This is a genomic window from Rhodanobacter sp. FW106-PBR-R2A-1-15 (assembly GCF_058789735.1).
In genome coordinates, this window is the sequence record NZ_JBYTEM010000016.1 from 40,527 (window position 1) to 59,698 (window position 19,172).

The window sequence follows — 19,172 nt, forward strand, 5'->3', positions numbered from 1 at the left end:
CCTTATCTCTGCTGTCATCCTCGATTACTCGTCACTCCATCCATCAACGTTCGTCATGCCGGCGAAGGCCGGAATCGCGTTATCTTCCCCACACCGTCATGCCGGCGCAGGCCGGCATCGCACTTGTCCTTGTCGTTCGTGGCCAAGAAGCTTTCGTCCGCCTTTGGTGATCGAGTCACTTTCTCTTGCGTGACCAAGAGAAAAGTAACCAAAAGAGTTAGGGTCACCCCGCTTGGTGCTTGCTGGGCATCGGGCAACTGCTTCTGCGTTGCCTAAACTCGAGCATCCATGTCGCGTCCGGCACCCTTGCGATCGAGGGTACGGGGCTCGTGCGCAAGGCCTGAACCTTGCGCATGACCGCCACGCCGATTCAGTGATCTGCTGCGGGAGCGCGCGCCGGCGCGGCGCCGGGGGCGTTGCGGATCGTGTTCTGGATGGCGGGCATCGGTGTGGGCCGATAGTTCGGGCTGTTCCAGTTCCGGCTCATGTCACGGTGGTCGCCGTAGCGCAGCCGCATCCCGCGGTTGAAGGAATCCTGGCTGGCCAGCGCCAGTCGATGGCCGTCGATATGCACCCAGTACCAGGAGCCCGAGGGTACTGGCGAGATGGATTCGTAGACGAATTGGGCGTCGTAGCCGCCTTCGGTACGGGGCGTCGTGTGCAGCACCAGATTGGCGATGAACTGGCTGGCGATCGGGCGTCCCTTCTTGTCGGTGGCCGGCTTGCTGATCATTTCGTTCAGGTTCGCGCGCATCAGCCGGTCGAGCGAAGGCGGCAGCTTCATCGCCGGCGAGGCGTCGGTGATCTTGCCTTGCGCGTTCACCTGCACCAGTACCGGCAGGACCTTGGGGCGGAATTCGTTGAGCGAACCGGAGGGGGTTGCGGCCGCGCCCGTACCGGCGGCCAGCATGGCGAGCAGCAAGGACAGCTGGATGGATTTCATGAGGGCCTCCCCGGGTCGCCGCTGGCGAGGGCGCAACGTGGCGCTTCCCGGCGCAGCCACTGTCCTCTGCCCCGCATGCCCCGTCAATCGCCACCGGCGACCCCGCGGCCCGTTCCATAAGCCGGCTGAAAGGCGGGCCGCGTAGCTTGCGGCGGGAAGGCAGGCGCTGCCTGTCGTGCGGGAGCCGAAAGATGCCTGCATCAAGGTTCTGGCTGTTCGCCGCCGTCATCCTGTTTTCAGGCGGCGTCCATGCGGGGGATGGCCCGTTCGGCATCGACCACCGCGTCCACTACGACAACAGCGGCATCTGGAACCGCTCCAACCAGAACGCGCTGCTGTACGGCACGATCGGCACGGTGGTCGGCGGTGCCCTGGTGTTCGGCGACAACGACCAGCTGGGCGACACGTTCTGGCGCTCGGTGGATGCGATGGCGGTGACCAGCCTCGGTGCCGAGGCGATGAAGTACACCTTCCAGCGCAAACGTCCTTCGCAGACCGACGATCCCGACCGTTTCTTCGCCGGCGGCCACGCGCAGAGCTTTCCCAGCGGGGAAGTGGCGGCGATCTCGGCGGCGATCACGCCGTTCATCGTCACCTACGGGCGCGATCATCCGGCCGTGTATGCGCTGGCCCTGCTGCCGGCGTACGACGCGGTGGCGCGGGTGAAGACGCATGGCCACTGGCAGAGCGACGTGCTGGTCGGCGCCGCGCTGGGCACCGGGATCGGCCTGTGGGCGGCGCACCGGGATTCGCCGCTGATCATCAGCTGGCTGCCCGGCGGCTTCAAGGTCGGTTTCATTCACCGCTTCAAGTGAGGCGCGCGGGCCGCCGCCTCAGCACTGCGTGCGGCCGCCGGCGAGTTGCTTGCACGGGTGGAAGATCGGCTGGTCCGATACCGGCGGCGGGTGTTGGCCGTCGTCGTGGTCGCGATGCCGGCGCGGGTACGGCGGGCCCCAGTAGGCGGGCGGGGCGTTGTAGACTGGCTGGCTCAGCTGGTTCTGGTAGTCCGCGTTCTGCTGGCGCAGCGCCGCGTTCTCGGCCTGCAGCCGGTCGCGGTCGGCAGCCTGTGCCGCCGCCTGGTCGGCCAGCGCCTGCTGCTGTGCCTCCTCCGTGCGTTGCTGCGCCGCGTAGGCCTCGTCGGCGTCGCGCTGGGCCTTCTCGTCCATGGCCTGCTGGCGGGCGTCGACACGCTGCTGGTAGAGCGCTTCGAGGTGGCGTGATTGCGCATAGCGTTTGGCCAGCTCGTCCTGGCCCAGGCGCAGGTAGCGGTCGATGACTTCGGTGTCGTCGGCCTGGTGCAGCAGTTCGCCGCTGCCGTTCGGGCAGGGATGGTCGGTGTAGGCGACCTGCCCGCCCTGCGTGCATTTGTAGATGTTCTGGGCGCCAGCGGCCGGCGCCGCGGCCAACAGCATGGCGGCAGCCAGGCAACGGATTCCCGCGGTGAGGCTTTTCATGACGGCGACATTCTGCACCCGGCCGGCATCGCCCGCATGCCGGTGGCCGGAACGGAAGGCCGCTGGGCGTGGGTCCGGCTGCGGCAGGCGGTCAGGGCCGTCGACAGGAGGTGAAGGCAATGGCCCCGTCTCGGGTCATTCCAGACCGAGAAATCGCTTCCTGATACCGCAAAAATGAGATTTGCATCACATTTATGGTGCTAGCGTTCTTCGCTGCGGGTGCCGCCCGAGGGGTGGCTGGGTGCCCAGGGTCCGGTCGAGCGGACGGGGGAGGGTGCCTGGCAAGGGAGTGCGTCACCTCGTGCGGGAGCGCGATGCGTCATGACGCAAGCTTCGGCGATGCCGGCATTCCGGTACCGCGCCTTCATCAGCTACAGCCACCGGGACAAGGCCTGGGCTGGCTGGCTGCATCGGGCGCTGGAAACCTACGCGGTGCCGAAGCGCCTGGTCGGCCAGGCGACGGCGTTCGGGGGCGAGATACCCGAACGCCTGGCGCCGATTTTCCGCGACCGCGACGAGCTGGCCAGCGCCACCGACCTGGGGCGCAAGGTCAACGAGGCACTGGCGCAATCGGAAAGCCTGCTGGTGATCTGTTCGCCGCGCTCGGCGACCTCGCACTGGGTCAACGAGGAGGTGCTGGCGTTCAAGCGGCGCGGGCGCAGCGAGCGGATCTTCTGCCTGATCGTCGATGGCGAACCCGGCGCGAGCGGGCTGCCCGGCCGCGTCGCCGAGGAGTGTTTCGCGCCGGCGCTGCGTCATCCACTCGGCGCGGACGGTGAGTTGAGCCACCAGCGCACCGAACCGATCGCCGCCGATGTGCGGCCCGGCAAGGACGGCAAGGCCAACGCCAAGCTGAAGTTGATCGCCGGCATGCTCGGTGTCGGCCTGGATGTGCTGAAGCGGCGCGAACTGCAGCGGCGCACCCGGCGCATGGCCGCGCTGGCCACGCTGGCGCTGATCGTGATGGCGGTGACCACCGTGCTGGCGATCACCGCGCTGATCGCCCGCCACGCCGCGGTGGTCGCCAGCCAGGCCGCCGAGCGTCGGCAGAAGCAGGCCGAGGATCTGGTCGGTTTCATGCTGGGCGATCTCAACGACAAGCTGGCACGGACCTCGCGGCTGGACATCATGGAAGCCGTGGACGACCACGCGATGCGCTACTTCCAGTCGCTGCCGACCACCGACGTCACCGACGAGGCGTTGGCCCAGCGGGCCAAGACGCTGGAACAGATCGGCAGCGTGCGGCTTGACCAGGGCCATCTGCCTGCGGCGCTGGCGTCCTATCAGGCGGCCTTGAAGCTGGCGCGTGCGCTGGCCGATGCCGCGCCCGCCGACGTGCCGCGGCAACTGGCTGCCGCGGAAATCCTCGCGTTCATCGGCATGACCCATTGGCGGCAGGGGCAGCTGGATGCCGCGCAGCGGAATTTCGTCTCGGCGCAGGCCATCCTGCAGCGCGCTCGCTCGCTCGTGCCGGATGACCGGCAACTGCAGTTCCAGCTGGCGACGATCGACAACAACCTCGGCCACACGATGGAGGCGCGCGGCCAGCTGGACGAGGCGATGCTCTCGTACCGGAGCATGCTGCCGCTGATGCGCAAGCTGGTCGCGGCCCAGCCCGACAATGCCGAGTGGTCGGCGTCGCTTGGCGCGGCACACAACAATCTGGGCAAGCTGGCGCTGATGCGTGGCGAACTGGCCACGGCCATCGCGCAGTATGGCGCCGATGATGCGATCGAGTCTGCGCTGGCGGCGCGCGATCCGAAGGACACCGACCAACGCGACAGCATGCTGATCGTCCGCGCCATCCTGGGGCGCACGCGGGCGCTGGCCGGCGACGTTACCTCCGGCATCGCCGGATTGCAGCAGGCGGTCGACATCGCCACGCAGTTGCAGGTAATCGACTCGGGTAATGCCGGCTTTCAGGAACACGCGGCGTTGTACGCCACCCAGTTGAGCCGGTTGCGGCGGCTGAGCGGCGACGGGGCAGCGGCGGCCGCGCTCACCGCGCGGGCATTGACGACCTTCGCCAGCCTGACCCGGCAGGATCCGGGCAACACGGCCTGGCGGCGCGAATTTGCCGAGGCGCAACTGGAGCAGGCCGCGCAATCGCGGGGCGCCGGTCGAACCGAGCTGGCGCGCGCGCAGGCCCGCGCCGCACTGCGCCTGCTCGATCCGCTGCGCGCCCAGCAACCGGACGATCGCGCCACCTTGCTGGCAACGGTGGGCGCGAAGCTGTCGCTTGCCGTGGTCACCGACGATGCAGCTGCCGCGCAGCAACTGCGCAACGACGCCTTGAGCGCGATGCAGGCAGTGAGAAGCGGCGGCAGCGATCCCCGGCTGCTGGCGTTGCGGGTCGAGGCGCTGCTTGCGCTCGGCAGAAAGGCCGAAGCGCAACCGTTGATCCAGCAATTATGGAACAGCGGCTACCGCGACATGGCGCTGGTGAACGTATTGCGGCGCGCGCACATCGACTACCCAGCCAATACGGCATTCCAGCAGAAACTGCTGGCGGCAATCGACACGAACGCTCGCCCGTAAGGGCGGGCGCAACGGACAGGGGAAATGGCAGCACCAGCAAGCGTGGTATCGGCTCAACCCCCATCACCAAGGAATCCATCATGCCGAACAATTTTGATGTCACCCTCGACAAGAGCATGACCCCGTGGTGTCTCGACATCGACCAGCACGGCAATGCGAACGTCAGCCGAAGTCCCGACCGGCAGACCATCACGTGGCGGCTGACCGGGAACGCCGCCACTGGAAAGTTCAACTCGCAACAGGACTCCCCGCCGGGTTTTGCCTGGATTGGCAAGCTGCCGCCGACGGGCATCTTCGGCGACCCCGAGCTGGGCGAGAACGGCAAGGAGCTCAGCATCAGCGATCTCAACAACAGCGCCGCCACGTCGGGAGAGTGGGTCTATCAGTTGAGCGCCAAGATCGGCGACCAAGTCTACCAGTCGCGTGTGACGTCCATGACCGCTACCACGACGAGCCCCACGATCAAGAACACCTAGCAGGGTGTTGGAAAACATCCTGCCGGTGCGGGCCATGGAAGGCCCGTCGCGAAGCAGGCACGCCAGGTATCTGCTTCGGCGCAGCCAGCCACGGACGTGTGCCAAAGCGGGCGTTCGACAAGGGCAGGACGCCAACCCTTCTCGACAACCTGCCAGCGGACCGCGTACATGTCCGCAACCCGGCGGGGCAGGCACACCCCGCCAACAACGATCTTCAACCAGTTCTGGAGAACATCGTGTCCATTACCGAAAATCAGCCCAACCCGGGTGCGCCGCTGCCGGACAGCGAAGAGAGAGAGGTGGGGCGAGCCACGAGAGCGGGCCGGCGCCCGAGCAGACTACGAGCCCACTGTCGCCGGATACCACCACCGCACCGCTGATCAAGAACAACTGACGCGCCGCCGCCAACAGCGAGTCAAACATCGTGGCTAGTCCGATTCCATGGGGAAGCGGACGGCGATGGCTTGCTCCGCATCACCGGGCCGCGAGGCCATGCATTGTCCACCGTGATACTCAGCATCATCCGGAAGCCGCCATGACTCCCTTGGTTGTCGGTGTCACCAGCCATCGCAATATTCCCGCGCACGAGATCGAACCGATCCGGCAGCGTGTGCGGGATTTCCTGGCGCGACTGCGGCGCGACTTCCCCGGGTTGCCGCTGGTGGTGGTGTCCGCACTGGCCGAGGGCGGCGACCAGCTGGTCGCGCACGAGGCGCTCGCCGTCGGTGCGCGGCTGGTGGCGCCGCTGCCGCTGCCACCGGACATGTACGTCGAGGACTTTTCCAGTGCGGCCGTGCGTGCCAGCTTTCACCTGCTGTGCAACCAGGCCGAGATCGTGCTGCTGCCGCAGCTGATGGGACAACCGCGGCAGGCGATCGGCTCACCGGGCGTGGCGCGCGATCGCCAGTACGCCAAGGCCGGCGTCTATATCGCCAGCCACTGCCATATCCTGCTGGCGATCTGGGACGGCAAGGTATCGGGCCGGCTCGGCGGCACCGCGCAGATCGTCAACTATCATCTGAGCGGTACTATGCCCGGCCTGATCGACCGGCGCCGGGATACACCCCACGTGCTGGGCGGCGGTGACGAGAGCCTGCTCTACCACATCGTCTGTTCGCGCGACGGGGTCGATGGCGCGCCGGCCGCCGGGCTGCTGCCATTGCAGACGTTGTGGCGCACGGCCGATACGGTGGCAGCCGCCGGCAACCTGCCGGCGGATTTTCAGCTGATGTTCGCGCGCATGGTCGAGTTCAACGGCGAGTGCGACACGTATGCCGACGAGATCGCGACTTCGACGCGACCGGCCGACACGGTGGATGCCACGGCAGACGTCGACGGCCTGTTTCGCGCTGCCGACTGGCTGGCGCTGCACTTTCAGCGGCGCGTGTTGCTGGCGATGCGCCTGACCTACACGCTGGCGGCACTGATGGGTATCGCCTTCACCTTCTACGCCCACCTGCCCGCGCAGGATTTCCTGATCTACCTGTTCCTGTTGCTGTTCGCCAGCGGCGGTGCGGTGGCGATGCTTGCCAGGCGCCGCGGCTGGCATCGCAAGTACCTGGACTACCGCGCGCTGGCGGAGGGTTTGCGGATCCAGTCGTACTGGCAGCGGGCGAACATCGCGGCGAACGCCGACCACGAGTTCGCCCACGACAACTTCCTGCAGAAGCAGAACATCGAACTGGGCTGGATCCGCAACGTCATGCGCGCCGCCGGCCTGCAGGCGGCGATCCGGCCGGCGCAGCCGCCACCCGCGGCATTGGCGCAGGTCATTGCGGAGTGGGTCGGCGAATCCGGCAAGTCCGGACAGCTGCATTACTACGAACGCAAGACCGCCGAGCGCACCGGGCTGCACCATGTCACCGAGGCGGTCGGCTCGCTCAGCCTGTGGGGCGGCGTGGCGATCAGCGTGTTCCTGGCGGTGTTCGTGCACCGGCTGTCGCACGACACCAAGACCATCCTGGTGCTGGTCATGGCGGTGCTGTCGATCATGGCTGCCGTGCGTGAGGCGTATGCCTACCGCAAGGCCGACAAGGAGCTGATCCGGCAGTACCGTTTCATGCAGCGCATCTTCACCAGTGCACGCGCGGCGCTGGATCGCACGAGCGATCCCGCGCTGCAGCGGCAGATCCTGCTTTCACTCGGCGACGCCGCGCTCACCGAGCATGCCGAGTGGACCCTGATGCAACGCGAGCGGCAGGTCGAGCACAGCAAGCTCTGATCGTTTCGGCTGGCCGGCTGACGGTTCCTAGGAGCCCTGCCGACCCATCAAGGAGGTGTGCCCAGCTCGTGCGGCGCAGCGGTCTCCGCCACCCGCTGCCATGCGTGCAGGCCGAGCACCGCCAGCAGCACGAAGCCGGCATATAGCACCGAAGTGATCAGCAGGTGCTTGTAGACGTACTCGCCCACGTAGATCACGTCCACCGCGATCCACAGCCACCACGAGGCGACGTGCCGCTTCGCCTGCCACCACTGCGCGACCAGACTGAAGGCGGTCAGCGCCGCATCCAGCCATGGCAGCGCGGCGTCGGTGCGGTAGTGCATGAACGCGCCCAGCGCCAGCGCACCGAGGCAGCCGATGGCCAGGTGCGCGATGGCCTGCCGCGGCAGCAGGGCGGCCACTTCCACGCGGCCGTCCCCGCCCAAGTGCTGCAGCCAGCGCCACCAGCCGTAGCCGATCAGCACCGCGAAGGCCAGCTGCAGCAGCGCATCGGAGTACAGCTTCGCGTGGACGAACACCCACGCGTAGACCAGCACCGAGACCAGTCCCACCGGCCAGCACCACGGGCGACGGCGGGTGGTGAGCCAGACGGCCCAGGCGCTGACCAGCGCGGCGACGAGTTCGACCCAGCTCATCGCAGGCGCTCAGAACGCCACGGTCAACGAGAGCCGGGCCAGCCGCGGCGCACCCGGGAACAGGTAGCGGTCGCCGCCGGTGCTGCCGGTGTCGCGCCAGTAGAAGCGGTCGAACACGTTGTCGACGTTCAGCCGCCAGATCAGTGCGTGGTCGCGCCACCGGCTCTCGTAGCGCAGGCCGGCGTCAAACACGTGGTAGGCCGGAACCTTGACCGTGCCATCGGGCGTGGCGGGATTGCTGCCGGCGTAGCGCCAGCCGCCGAGCACGCTCAGCTGCGGGGCGAACGGCAGGCGGTAATCCAGATAGACGGCCGAACGCACGCGCGGCACGTTGATGACCTGGTGGCCTTCGTAGCCGGGCGTGCCGGTGCCCTGCGCACGGGCGCGAATCAGGTTGATGCTGGCGGTAAGGCGCAGGTCGTCGCTGATGCGGCCGGCAGCGCCGAGCTCCAGCCCGCTGTGCACCTCGCTGCCGCGCTGCACGAAGGTGAAGCCTTCGGGCGTGCTGTCCGGTTGCGCGAACTGGTAGGCCTGACGGGTGCGGTACAGCGCGGCATTGAAGCTGAGCGCGTCGCTCCAGTCGTACTTCACGCCGGCCTCGAGCTGGCGCGACAGCACCGGCGCCAGCGTGGTGCCGCCATTGGAGGTCCAGTATGGCGCCTGGGCGCCCAGCGACAGGCCCTTGCTGTAGCTGAGGTAAGTGGTCAGTGGCGCGATGGGCTGCCACATCAGCGCCGTCTGCGGCAGGAACTTGCTCAGCCGGGTGTCGCGCTGGAGCAGCCCGCTGCTGTCGTAGTCGCGCTCGTGCAGGCGCACGAAGCGACCGCCGCCGAGCAGTTGCCAGTGCTCGCCCAGGTGCAGGCGGTCGAGCGCGAACAGCGAGTGCTGCCAGCTGGTCAGCGTGCGCGCGGACGGGCCGGGTTGGTTCGGCGAGGGGGCGAAGTAGGGCGGGTTGGCGTCGTCGATGTTGGCCGTGCCCACATAGTCGTAGACGTACGGCCGCTGGTCGAGGGTGCGGCGGAACGCGCTGGCACCGAGGCTGATCTCATGCCCGATGGCGCCGGTGTCGAAGCTGCCCTTGAGCACGGCGCGCAGCTCGTCGTTGACGCGGGTGTCGCCGGGGCTGCGGAAATCGTAGACGTCGTAGTCGCCGTTCGGCGCAAAGAAATAGCCCGGCGTGACGCCGCTGGCGCAGGCCGGCGAATAGAAGCAGCCGTAGGCGAAGGCGACGTTGTCGTTGATCCGGCTGCGGCTATGGCCGGCCGAGAGCTGCATGCTCCAGGTGTCGCCGAAGCGGTGGTCGAGGCGCGCGGTGGTGTTGCTGGCCGCGATGCCTACCGGCTGCTGCCACGGCTCGAAGCCGAGCATGCGGGTGCGGCTGGGGTGGGGTGGCAGGGTCGTGCCGCCCAGCAGCTGGTAGCCGGAGACCGAACGCTGGCCGCTGGTCTGGTAGTCGGTGTCCAGCTGCAGCGTGGTGTCCTGGCTGATCTTCCAGTCCGCCGCCAGCGAGAGGAAGTTGCGCCGGCCGTCGGCGTGTTCGACCCACGAATGCATGTCCTCGTGAGCGGCGTTCACCCGCACGCCGAAGGCGGGCGACAGCCAGCCGCCGACATCCACCGCGACGTAGCGCGAACCGTGCGAGTCGGTGCCGACGGTGGCGCTGCGCACGTCGGCGGGGCGCTTGCTGACGTAGTTGACCAGGCCGCCCGGCGCGACCACGCCGGCTTCGAGCCCGCCCAGGCCCTTGAGGATTTCCACCCGCTGCTTGTCCTCCAGCGGCGTCAGCTGCTCGCCGGTGATGGTCATGTCGTTGAGCCGGTAGCCGGTGGCCAGGTCCAGCGTGAAGCCGCGGATGGCGATGTCCTGGTAGTAGCCGACCGGTGCGTAGTTGTCGCCGAGCGCGGCATCGGAGCGGGCCAGCTCGCTCAGCGTGCGTGGCTGGCGGTCGTCGATCTGGTCGCGGGTGATCACGCTGATCGCCGCCGGCGTGTCGTGCAGCGGGGCGCTGCCGAAGCTGCCGAAGGTGTCGATCTGCGAGCTGTCGGCGTGGTAGCCCTTGGCGCGGTCGGCTTCCACGTGCACGGGCGCCAGCTGCGTCGTTTGCGGTTTGTCGGCGCTGTCGTCGGCGTGGGCGGGCGCGATGGCCGCGAGCAGGGCGAGCAGCAGGGGAGTGCGGGGAAGTGGCATGGTCGTCGTCGTCGTCGGTGGGTACGGACGAAGCGACGGCGACCCGGCTGTCGCGAGGACGCGCCGGATCTGCAAGCTCCCTACGCCGGTACTAACCGGGTCAGGTTCCAAGGGACTCTCTCAGCCCGGCTTTTGCCGGGCACCCCCGCTTCAAGAACGTCTATTGAACCACGAATCGGCGCCGCGTGGTCAGCCGGCGGCGCGGATGGCCTGCAGCAGGGACTGCCCGGCCGGCGTACGGAACCACGCCGCGTGGCCGCGCAGGAAGGTGTCGTAAGCCACGTCGGCGTTCGCGCGCGAGTGCGTGATGGCGTGGAAGTACTCCACCTCGGACAGCGCGAAATCCACATGCACCAGTGGCAGCAGGTCGGCCAGCAGGTGCAGGTCGGCCGCCTCCAGCGGACGTTGCCGGCGGTAGCCCTCGATCAGCGCACAGGCGATGTCGGGATAGCCGACGTCAGCGTCGGCGTCGAGCGCGAGCCAGGCGATCGCGTTGCGTTCGATCGCGGTGGCCAGATCGAACAGCGCGACGTTGGCGGCGGCGAGGCCGAAGTCGAGCACGGTGCTGATCCGCGCGTCGCTGCCGCCGTCGCTCCAGCACAGGTTGGAGACGTGCCAGTCGCCGTGCGTCCACAGCCGTGGCTGCTGCGCCAGCCGCGGTTGCAGGGCGGCATGCCACGGGCCGAGCAGTTCGGTGAGCTCGCACGGCCAGTCGCGATCGCGCAGATAAGCGGCCAGGCCGGGCCGTTGCGGCAGCTGCGCACGCAGCGCGGCGAGCGGATCGGGCGCGGCGAGCAGCTCGCTGCGCGCAACCAGGATGTGGGTGCCGCGCTGCGGCGCGCGGTAGTCCGCGGCGGCGTCGTGCAGTGCGGCCAGCATGTGGCCGGCGCTGCGGGCGTGGTTCAGGTTCGGCAGCGGTTCCCACGAGATCGCCTCGCGGTACAGGTCGATGCCGGCGGCGCGTTCGTGCACTTCGTAGACCCACTCGCCGATCGCCACCGCGGTCTGTTCCTGCGCATTGCGCAGCACGGCCGGTATCGGCATGCCGCGGTCGCGCAGATGCGCGATGAAGCGGTGTTCCTCGGCGAGCGTGGCGACCGAACGCACGCGGCGGTGGTGGCGCTTGACGAACACGGTGGCGTGCGGCGTCCGGGCCAGGCACGCCGCCGACAGCGGGCGCGGGCTGTGCCAGTCGATGCGGATCGGCGCGCCGAGCGCAGGATAGCCGCGCAGCAGCGTCGCGACTTCGCCGGCGGTCAGCGGTGGCCAGTCCGGCGGCGTGTGGTCGCCGGCCAGCCCGTGGGCGAGATGGAGCGGGTCGTTCATGGGGGTGGTGAAGTCTCCGCGGGCGGGCAGGCCGTGGATTATCCCCGAAAGCGTCGGCCCACCGCTCCGGCCGCCATCGGCGCCGCACGCGCGATCCCTATAATGACCAGCTTTCGCCGCGGTGTTCCACCTGATGAGCGCGATGTTGCTGCTGTTCGCCTGCCTGATCCTCGGCGCCCTGGTGGCGCGCTACGCGCAGCCGCCGGCGGGGATCGTGCCGGGCATCAACTGGTGGGTGCTCAATGTGGCGTTGCCGGCGCTGGTGCTGGAACTGATCCCGAAGCTGAAGTTCGACCCACAGCTGTGGTTCCTGGTGGCGGCCATGTGGCTCACCTTCGGCGGCGCGTGGCTGCTGTTCGGCCTGCTCGGCCCGCGGCTGGGCTGGTCGCGGCAGCGCACGGGCGCGTTGATCCTGGTCTGCGGGCTGGGCAACACGGCGTACATGGGCTACCCGATGATCGAGGCCCTGCACGGCAAGGCGGGCCTGGCGCTGGCGGTGGTGGCCGACCAGATCGGCGCATTTCCGGTGCTGGCGTCGGCTGGCATCGTGGTGGCTTCGGTCTATTCGGGGCGCAGCCTGCAGCTGCGCCTGATCGTCCGCCGCATCGTCACCTTTCCGGCGTTCATCGCGCTGGTGGTGGGCATCATCGCCGGCCTGAGCGGTGGCTGGCCTGAACTGTTGAACGGCGTGTTCGCGCCGATCGGCGCCACGCTGACGCCGCTGGCGCTGTTCTCGGTAGGCTTGCAGTTCAAGTTTCATCCGGGTCAGCGCCAGCTCGGCGCGGCCAGCTGGGGGCTGGGCTGGAAACTGCTGCTGGCGCCGCTGCTGTGCTGGGCGGTGGGCACCGCCGCCGGCGTCGGCGGGCTGGTGCTGACCGTCGGCGTGCTGCAGGCGGCGATGGCGCCGATGGTGTCGGCCACCATCCTGGCCGACGAGTACGGCCTGGAGCCGGCGCTGGCCAATACCGTGCTGGGCGCCGGCATCGTGCTGTCGCTGCTTACCGTCCCGCTGGGCAACTGGCTGCTGGGCGGGTAGGGCTCCCTTGCGTCCGGTCTGCGCTGCCCCGAGACTAGCGCGCAGTCTCATGGGCTGGGGGAGCTCGTGCCATGGCAGGTTTCGATCTGATCAAGCGCATGTTCGGCGATCACGGCGAGCGTCGCGCGGCGCCGCGCAGCGGCGAGCCGGAGGAAGCCTGCATCCTGGTGGTGGACGACTCGCCGACCATCCGCGCGGTGCTCGGCAAGATGCTGGCGCAGAACCGCCACATGGTGTTGAAGGCGGCGGACGGCGAAAGCGCGCTGGAGCTCGCCCGCGCGGAACGCCCCGACCTGATCTTCCTCGACATCGTGATGCCGGGTATGAGCGGTTTCGCGGTGTTGCGCGCGTTGCGCCATGACTTGCTGACCCGCGACATTCCGATCGTGATGATCAGCGGCAACCTGCAGGCGACCGAGCAGTTCTACGTGCAGCGTTTCGGCGCCGACGATTTCATGAAAAAGCCGTTCGGCCGCAGCGAGGTGTTCGCGCGCATCGACAGCCTCACCCGCAGCGGGCGTCTGGTGGTGCGCGCGAGGGCGGAGGCGGAGGGGCTCCCGACCGAGCCCGAGCCGAGCGCGGCCGAGCATGCCGCCATTCCGGATATCGCGATGCCGGACCCGCACGACATGCTGCCGCCCGATGGGCAGGCCTGAGCCGCCCCCGATCGCGCGATGATCCGCGCAATGAGCAAGCCGCCCGACCTACCGATGACCGACCTGCGCGCCGACGTATGGCTGTGGGCCGCGCGCTTCTTCAAGACGCGCAGCCTCGCCAAGCAGGCGATCGATGGCGGCCGTATCGACGTCAATGGCGCTGGCTGCAAGCCGGCGAAGAGTTTGCGCGTCGGCGACCGGCTGAAGATCGGCCGTGGCGAGGAACGGCTGGAAGTCGAAGTCGTGGCGCTGTCCGATCGGCGCGGTCCCGCGGCCGTGGCGCAGGCGCTGTACGTCGAGACCGCGGCCAGCTGCGCGGCGCGCGAGCTGGCGCGCGAGCAGCACCACCTGGTCGGCCCCAACGGTCCGCCGAAGCGCCCGGACAAGCAGGCGCGGCGCGAACTGCGACGGCTTAGAGATAACCGCTGAGCAGTGCATCGCAGAACGCCGGCCGGATCTGCGGGAATATCCATGTCAATCCAAAGGGTTGGTGCCGCCAACCGGTACGGGCGGAGGGCTCGCATGGACGGACATGCACTGATGAACGGTCTCGGCTTCTTCAAGCGCCTGCTGGGCAGCCAGACCGCCGACGGGCACCGTGTCGAGCCGCAGGCCGCGCTGGATGCGCGCATGCTGGTGGTGGACGACTCGCCCACCATCTGCGCGGTGCTCGGCAAGATGCTGCACCAGGACGGCTACGCCGTGCTCAAGGCCACCGGCGGCGTGGAGGCCATCGAGCTGGCCCGCCGCGAACGACCGGCGCTGATCTTCCTCGACGTGGTGATGCCCGGCACCAACGGCTTCGCGGTGCTGCGCACGCTGCGCCACGACTCGCTGACCCGCGACATCCCGATCGTGATGATCAGCGGCAACCCGCAGGCGACCGAGCAGTTCTACCTGCAGCGCTTCGGCGCCGACGATTTCATGCAGAAGCCGTTCGACCGCGACGAGGTCTACCTGCGCATCGGCCAGCTGGTGCGGTCCGGACGTCTGGACGGCCGCTTGCCCACGGCGCCGGCTGCCACCGCGGCGCTGCCGGCACTGGCGGAGGAACTGTCGGCCGATGAACTGGCCGACATTCCCGACATCGCGATGCCTGACGCGGAGGCCGCGCCGCGCCTCGTCGGCACGGCCCCGCTGCGGGTGGTTCCCGGCATCGGCTGAGCGCGCCGACTCAGATCGCCAGGCCCAGCGCCTTCGCCACGCCCGCCGCGTAGGCCGGGTCGGCCTTGGCGAAATGGCCGAGCTGGCGGCGGATGATTTCCTCAGGCACGCCTTGCATCGCCGCGACGATGTTGTCGAACAGCTGCTGCTTCTGATCGTCACTCATCAGACGGAACAGGTCGCCGGGCTGGGTGTAGTCGTCGTTGCCGGCGCGGTGGTCGTAGCGGTCGGCGTCGCCGGAGATCTTCAGCGGCGGCTCCTTCACCGAGGGGTCCTCGACCGGGCCGCCGAACGAGTTCGGCTCGTAGTTCACGCTGCCGCCGCCGTTGTCGCCGTAGCGCATCGACCCGTCGCGCGCGTAGTTGTGCACCGGGCAACGCGGCTGGTTCACCGGCAGCTGGTCGTGGTTCGCGCCGAGCCGGTAGCGTGCCGCGTCGGCGTAGGAGAACAGACGGAACTGCAGCACCTTGTCCGGCGAGAAGCCGATGCCGGGCACCACGTTCGCGGGCGAGAAGCTGGACTGCTCGACCTGGGCGAAGTAATTGCCGGGGTTGCGGTTCAACTCCATCACGCCGACCTCGATCAGCGGGTAGTCCTTGTGCGGCCAGACCTTGGTCAGGTCGAACGGGTTGTACGAAGTTTTCTCCGCGTCGGCCTCGGGCATCAGCTGCACGTATAGCGTCCACTTCGGGAAATCCTTGCGCTCGATCGACTCGTACAGGTCGCGCTGGTGCGATTCGCGATCCTCGCCGATCAGCTTCGCCGCTTCCGCGTTGCTGAGGTTCCTGATGCCCTGCTGCGTCTTGAAGTGGAACTTCACCCAGTGGCGCTCGCCGGCCTCGTTCCAGAAGCCGTAGGTGTGGCTGCCGAAGCCGTGCATGTGGCGCAGCGTGGCGGGAATGCCGCGGTCGCTCATCAGCGTGGTGACCTGGTGCAGCGATTCGGGCGACAGCGACCAGTAGTCCCACATCGCGGTGGCGTTGCGCATGTTCGTGCGCGGGTCGCGCTTCTGCGTGTGGATGAAGTCGGGGAACTTGTACGGGTCGCGGATGAAGAACACCGGCGTGTTGTTGCCGACCAGGTCCCAGTTGCCTTCCTCCGTGTAGAACTTCAGCGCGAAGCCGCGCACGTCGCGCTCGGCGTCGGCTGCGCCGCGTTCGCCGGCCACGGTGGAGAAGCGTGCCAGCATCGGCGTCTGCGTACCGGGCTTGAACACCCTGGCGCGGGTGTATTTCGTGATGTCGCGGGTGATGGTGAGTGTGCCGAACGCGGCCGAGGCCTTGGCATGCACCACGCGTTCGGGGATGCGCTCGCGGTTGAAGTGCGCGTGCTTCTCGAACAGCGCCACATCCTGCACCAGCAGCGGGCCGCGCGGGCCGGCGGTGAGGCTGTTCTGGTTGTCGGACACCGGGGCGCCGGCGTCGGTGGTCAGCGTCTTGCGGTTCTGGCTCATGGCGGACTCCTGTGGGGGACTTGGGTGTTCGGCCAATCTACGCAGGCATGACGATCAATGGAATTCGAATGTTCCGATGCAGGTGATAGCCCAAGACTATCGATGGCGGCCGCTGCCGTGCCTGACAGGACAGCATCGCCGACGAGGCGTGAGCGCAAAGTGGTGGCGGCCGGCGGCATCGCCCGCCGGCCTGGTCAGCCCGGTCGTTTCAGGCGGTACAGCAGTTCCAGCGCTTCGCGCGGGGTCAGCGCATCCGGGTCGATCGCTTCCAGCAGGCGCTCGGCGGCGGAAGGCTGCGCCGGGGCGAACAGGCCCAGTTGCGGCGAAGGTTCGCCGGCCGGCGCGGGTGCGCTGGCGTGCTGGTGCATGCCGCGCTCGAGTTCGGCCAGGGTGCGCTTCGCATCGGCGATCACCGACTTCGGCAGACCGGCCAGCGCGGCCACCTGCAGGCCGAAGCTGCGGTTGGCCGGGCCTTCCTTCACCGCGTGCATGAACACCAGTTGCTCGCCTCGCTTCTGGTCGTGGAACTCCACAGCGTCCAGATGCACGTTGGCGATCGACGCGAATTCGCCGGCCAGTTCGGTCAGCTCGAAATAGTGGGTGGCGAACAGCGTGTAGGCGCGGCTGTGGCGCGCCAGGTGCACGGCGGCGGCGCGCGCCAGCGCCAGGCCGTCGTAGGTGCTGGTGCCGCGACCGACCTCGTCCATCAGCACCAGGCTGTCGGCGCTGGCGTTGTGCAGGATGTTCGCCGTCTCGCTCATCTCCACCATGAAGGTGGACTGGCCGCGCGAGAGGTCGTCGCCGGCGCCGATGCGGGTGAAGATGCGGTCGATCGGGCCGATCGTCGCGCTGCTCGCCGGCACGTAGCTGCCGATGTGGGCGAGCAGCACGATCAGCGCGTTCTGGCGCATGTAGGTGCTCTTGCCGCCCATGTTCGGGCCGGTGATCACCAGCATGCGGCGATGGTCGTCGAGGATCAGGTCGTTCGGCTCGAACGGCTCGTCGCGCACCTTCTCTACCACCGGATGGCGGCCGCGCTCGATGCGGATGCCGGGCTCGTCGGTGAGTTCCGGCGCACTCCAGTCCAGCGCCTCGGCGCGCTCGGCCAGCGTGCCCAGCACGTCCAGCTCGGCCATCGCGGCGGCGGCGGCTTTCAGCGGTTCGAGTCGTTCGGTGAGCGTGTCGAGCAGCGCCTCGTACAGCGCGCGTTCGCGCATCAGCGAGCGTTCCTTTGCTGACAGCACCTTGTCCTCGAACGCCTTCAGTTCCTCGGTGATGTAGCGTTCGGCGTTCTTGGTGGTCTGCCGGCGCGTGTAGTGAGTCGGCGCCTTGTCCGACTGCGCCCGGGTGATCTCGATGTAGTAGCCGTGCACGCGGTTGTAGCCGACCTTGAGCGTAGGGATGCCGCTGGCGGCCTTCTCGCGTTCCTCCAGCTCGATCAGGTACTGGTCGGCGTGGGTGGACAGCCGGCGCAACTCGTCGAGTTCCGCGTCGTAGCCGTCGGCGATCACGCCGCCGTCGCGCTGCAGTGCTGGCGGTTGCTCGACGATGGCGCCGGCGAGCAGGGCGGCCGTGTCCGCATGGTTGCCGATGCGGTCGAGCAGGGTTGCAAGAAGCGGGCTTTCCTGAAGAGTGCGGCCATGGATGGCCGCTTTTTGATCTTCGCGCTCATGGAAGAGCGCACTGGCGATGATGAGGCCGTCGCGCAGCGTCGAGAGGTCGCGCGGCCGCGCCGAACGCAGCGCGACGCGGGCGAGGATGCGCTCGAGGTCGCCGATGCCGCGGAGCTGTTCGCGCAAGGGTTCGTGCCGACGACTGTCGATCAGCATGCCGATTGCCTGGTGGCGCCGGCGCAGCACGTCGCGCGAACGCAGCGGGCGAGTCAGCCAGCGGCGCAACAGCCGCGCGCCCATCGGCGTCACCGTCTCGTCGAGCACGCCCAGCAGGGTGTGTTCGGTGCGACCGCTGGGATGCGTGTCCAGTTCCAGGTTGCGGCGAGTGGCGGCGTCCAGCGCGATCGTTTCGCTGGCGCTTTCCACCGCCATGCCGGTGAGATGTGGCAGCGCGCTTTTCTGGGTTTCCTCCACGTAGCCGAGCAGGCAGCCGGCAGCGGCGACCGCCAGCGGCAGCTTGTCCACGCCGAAGCCGCCGAGGTCGCGGGTGCCGAAGAAGCGGTTCAGTTCGCGCGTGGCGGCGTCGCCGTCGAAGTGCCACGGCGGCCGCTTGCGCAGGCCGGGCAGCGTACTGACCAGTTTCGGCCAGGCCACGTCTTCGCCGACCAGGGTCTCGGCCGGCTGCAGCCGCGCCAGCTCGGCGGCCAGCGCCTCGGCGTTCGGCACTTCGCTGAGCAGGAAACGACCACTGGACAGATCGACCCAAGCCAGCCCGTAGTCGCCGCGCGTGCCTGCGGCGATCGCCAGCAGCAGGTTGTCGCGGCGTTCCTCCAGCAGCGCGGCGTCGGTCACCGTGCCGGGCGTGACCACGCGCACTACCTTGCGCTCGACGATGCCCTTGGCCAGTGCCGGATCGCCCATCTGCTCGCAGATTGCCACCGACTCGCCCAGGCGCACCAGCCGCGCCAGGTAGTTTTCCGCCGCGTGGTACGGCACGCCAGCCATCGGGATCGGCGCGCCGCCGGACTGCCCGCGCTGGGTCAGGGTGATGTCGAGCAGCCGCGCCGCCTTGCGCGCGTCGTCGTAGAACAGCTCGTAGAAATCGCCCATGCGGAAGAACAGCAGCACGTCCGGGTGCTCCGCCTTGGCCGACAGGTACTGGCGCATGCCGGGAGAATGGGAGGCGATCCACGCGGCGTGGTCCTTGTTTTTAACTTTCTCAATCATTTCAATATTTTGCTTACGCTGCTTTTTTGTGCAGATCCGGTTGTCTTCGGCGTTTTGCTCGCCTATGGTTTTGAGGAACACAACGTGGTGTCCAAATGGTGCCCAAGTCTCGACTCCAGAAATGGTCTGGTGTCCAAGCTCTGCTTCAAGAAAAACAGGAGCCCCAGACGGGCTGCTCATTGAACCACGGAAATGTTGGGCGCAAGTGGAGATCCGAATGGGATTCTCGGGTGAGCCACGCAT

General features: G+C 68.2%; 15 protein-coding genes and 1 riboswitch. Of the genes, 8 read left to right on the plus strand and 7 right to left on the minus strand.

Annotation, left to right across the window (positions count from 1 at the left end):
• Positions 1 to 370: 370 nt before the first annotated feature.
• Positions 371 to 943, minus strand: coding sequence for a hypothetical protein (locus tag AC3WTD_RS10025; RefSeq protein WP_027493960.1), 573 nt, complete (start codon positions 941 to 943; stop codon positions 371 to 373).
• Between the two features lie 191 nt (positions 944 to 1,134).
• Here AC3WTD_RS10025 and AC3WTD_RS10030 point away from each other — a divergent pair, with 191 nt between their 5' ends.
• Positions 1,135 to 1,758, plus strand: coding sequence for a phosphatase PAP2 family protein (locus AC3WTD_RS10030; protein WP_027493959.1), 624 nt, complete (start codon positions 1,135 to 1,137; stop codon positions 1,756 to 1,758).
• An 18-nt stretch (positions 1,759 to 1,776) separates the two neighbouring features.
• On the opposite strand, the gene AC3WTD_RS10035 is transcribed toward AC3WTD_RS10030, so the two are convergent.
• Positions 1,777 to 2,397: a DUF4124 domain-containing protein gene (locus tag AC3WTD_RS10035; protein WP_492613702.1), complete on the minus strand. Its 621-nt coding sequence runs from the start codon at positions 2,395 to 2,397 to the stop codon at positions 1,777 to 1,779.
• Between the two features lie 321 nt (positions 2,398 to 2,718).
• Between AC3WTD_RS10035 and AC3WTD_RS10040 the strand changes: the two genes are divergently transcribed.
• The 3 genes from AC3WTD_RS10040 (at position 2,719) to AC3WTD_RS10050 (ending at position 7,632) form a co-directional block, all read left to right on the plus strand.
• A complete protein-coding gene (locus tag AC3WTD_RS10040; RefSeq protein WP_492613703.1) occupies positions 2,719 to 4,935 on the plus strand; it encodes a toll/interleukin-1 receptor domain-containing protein in 2,217 nt (738 codons plus the stop codon).
• Positions 4,936 to 5,015: 80 nt separating this feature from the next.
• Complete coding sequence (locus tag AC3WTD_RS10045) at positions 5,016 to 5,411, plus strand: hypothetical protein (protein ID WP_492613704.1); 396 nt, start codon at positions 5,016 to 5,018, stop codon at positions 5,409 to 5,411.
• A 535-nt stretch (positions 5,412 to 5,946) separates the two neighbouring features.
• Entirely contained in the window at positions 5,947 to 7,632 is a 1,686-nt protein-coding gene (locus AC3WTD_RS10050) for a hypothetical protein (protein WP_027493955.1), read from the plus strand.
• A gap of 47 nt (positions 7,633 to 7,679) precedes the next feature.
• On the opposite strand, the gene pnuC is transcribed toward AC3WTD_RS10050, so the two are convergent.
• The 3 genes from pnuC to AC3WTD_RS10065 all read right to left on the minus strand — a co-directional run bounded on the left by pnuC (position 7,680) and on the right by AC3WTD_RS10065 (position 11,780).
• Positions 7,680 to 8,267 carry a nicotinamide riboside transporter PnuC gene (gene pnuC / locus AC3WTD_RS10055; protein ID WP_492613705.1) on the minus strand — a complete coding sequence of 196 codons (588 nt, stop codon included), beginning with the start codon at positions 8,265 to 8,267 and terminating at the stop codon, positions 7,680 to 7,682.
• Between the two features lie 9 nt (positions 8,268 to 8,276).
• The gene (locus tag AC3WTD_RS10060; protein WP_492613706.1) at positions 8,277 to 10,454 is read right to left on the minus strand and encodes a TonB-dependent siderophore receptor; all 2,178 of its coding nucleotides are present in this window, start codon (positions 10,452 to 10,454) and stop codon (positions 8,277 to 8,279) included.
• Positions 10,455 to 10,514: 60 nt separating this feature from the next.
• Positions 10,515 to 10,611: riboswitch (TPP riboswitch) on the minus strand.
• 32 nt (positions 10,612 to 10,643) lie between these two features.
• Positions 10,644 to 11,780 carry a phosphotransferase enzyme family protein gene (locus AC3WTD_RS10065; RefSeq protein WP_492613707.1) on the minus strand — a complete coding sequence of 379 codons (1,137 nt, stop codon included), beginning with the start codon at positions 11,778 to 11,780 and terminating at the stop codon, positions 10,644 to 10,646.
• A gap of 142 nt (positions 11,781 to 11,922) precedes the next feature.
• On the opposite strand from AC3WTD_RS10065, the gene AC3WTD_RS10070 reads away from it, so the two are divergent.
• From AC3WTD_RS10070 to AC3WTD_RS10085, 4 genes are all read left to right on the plus strand, one after another.
• Entirely contained in the window at positions 11,923 to 12,816 is an 894-nt protein-coding gene (locus tag AC3WTD_RS10070; RefSeq protein ID WP_037090539.1) for an AEC family transporter, read from the plus strand.
• 71 nt (positions 12,817 to 12,887) lie between these two features.
• Positions 12,888 to 13,472: a response regulator gene (locus tag AC3WTD_RS10075; protein ID WP_027493950.1), complete on the plus strand. Its 585-nt coding sequence runs from the start codon at positions 12,888 to 12,890 to the stop codon at positions 13,470 to 13,472.
• A 30-nt stretch (positions 13,473 to 13,502) separates the two neighbouring features.
• Positions 13,503 to 13,901 (plus strand): RNA-binding S4 domain-containing protein, encoded by a 399-nt coding sequence (locus AC3WTD_RS10080; RefSeq protein ID WP_492613708.1) that lies wholly within the window; start codon positions 13,503 to 13,505, stop codon positions 13,899 to 13,901.
• Between the two features lie 93 nt (positions 13,902 to 13,994).
• Positions 13,995 to 14,636 (plus strand): response regulator, encoded by a 642-nt coding sequence (locus AC3WTD_RS10085; RefSeq protein ID WP_492613709.1) that lies wholly within the window; start codon positions 13,995 to 13,997, stop codon positions 14,634 to 14,636.
• A 10-nt stretch (positions 14,637 to 14,646) separates the two neighbouring features.
• On the opposite strand, the gene AC3WTD_RS10090 is transcribed toward AC3WTD_RS10085, so the two are convergent.
• Together AC3WTD_RS10090 and mutS are read right to left on the minus strand one after the other, a co-directional pair.
• Entirely contained in the window at positions 14,647 to 16,089 is a 1,443-nt protein-coding gene (locus AC3WTD_RS10090; RefSeq protein WP_027493947.1) for a catalase, read from the minus strand.
• 194 nt (positions 16,090 to 16,283) lie between these two features.
• The gene (gene mutS / locus AC3WTD_RS10095) at positions 16,284 to 18,929 is read right to left on the minus strand and encodes a DNA mismatch repair protein MutS (RefSeq protein ID WP_492613710.1); all 2,646 of its coding nucleotides are present in this window, start codon (positions 18,927 to 18,929) and stop codon (positions 16,284 to 16,286) included.
• Between the last annotated feature and the right edge of the window lie 243 nt (positions 18,930 to 19,172).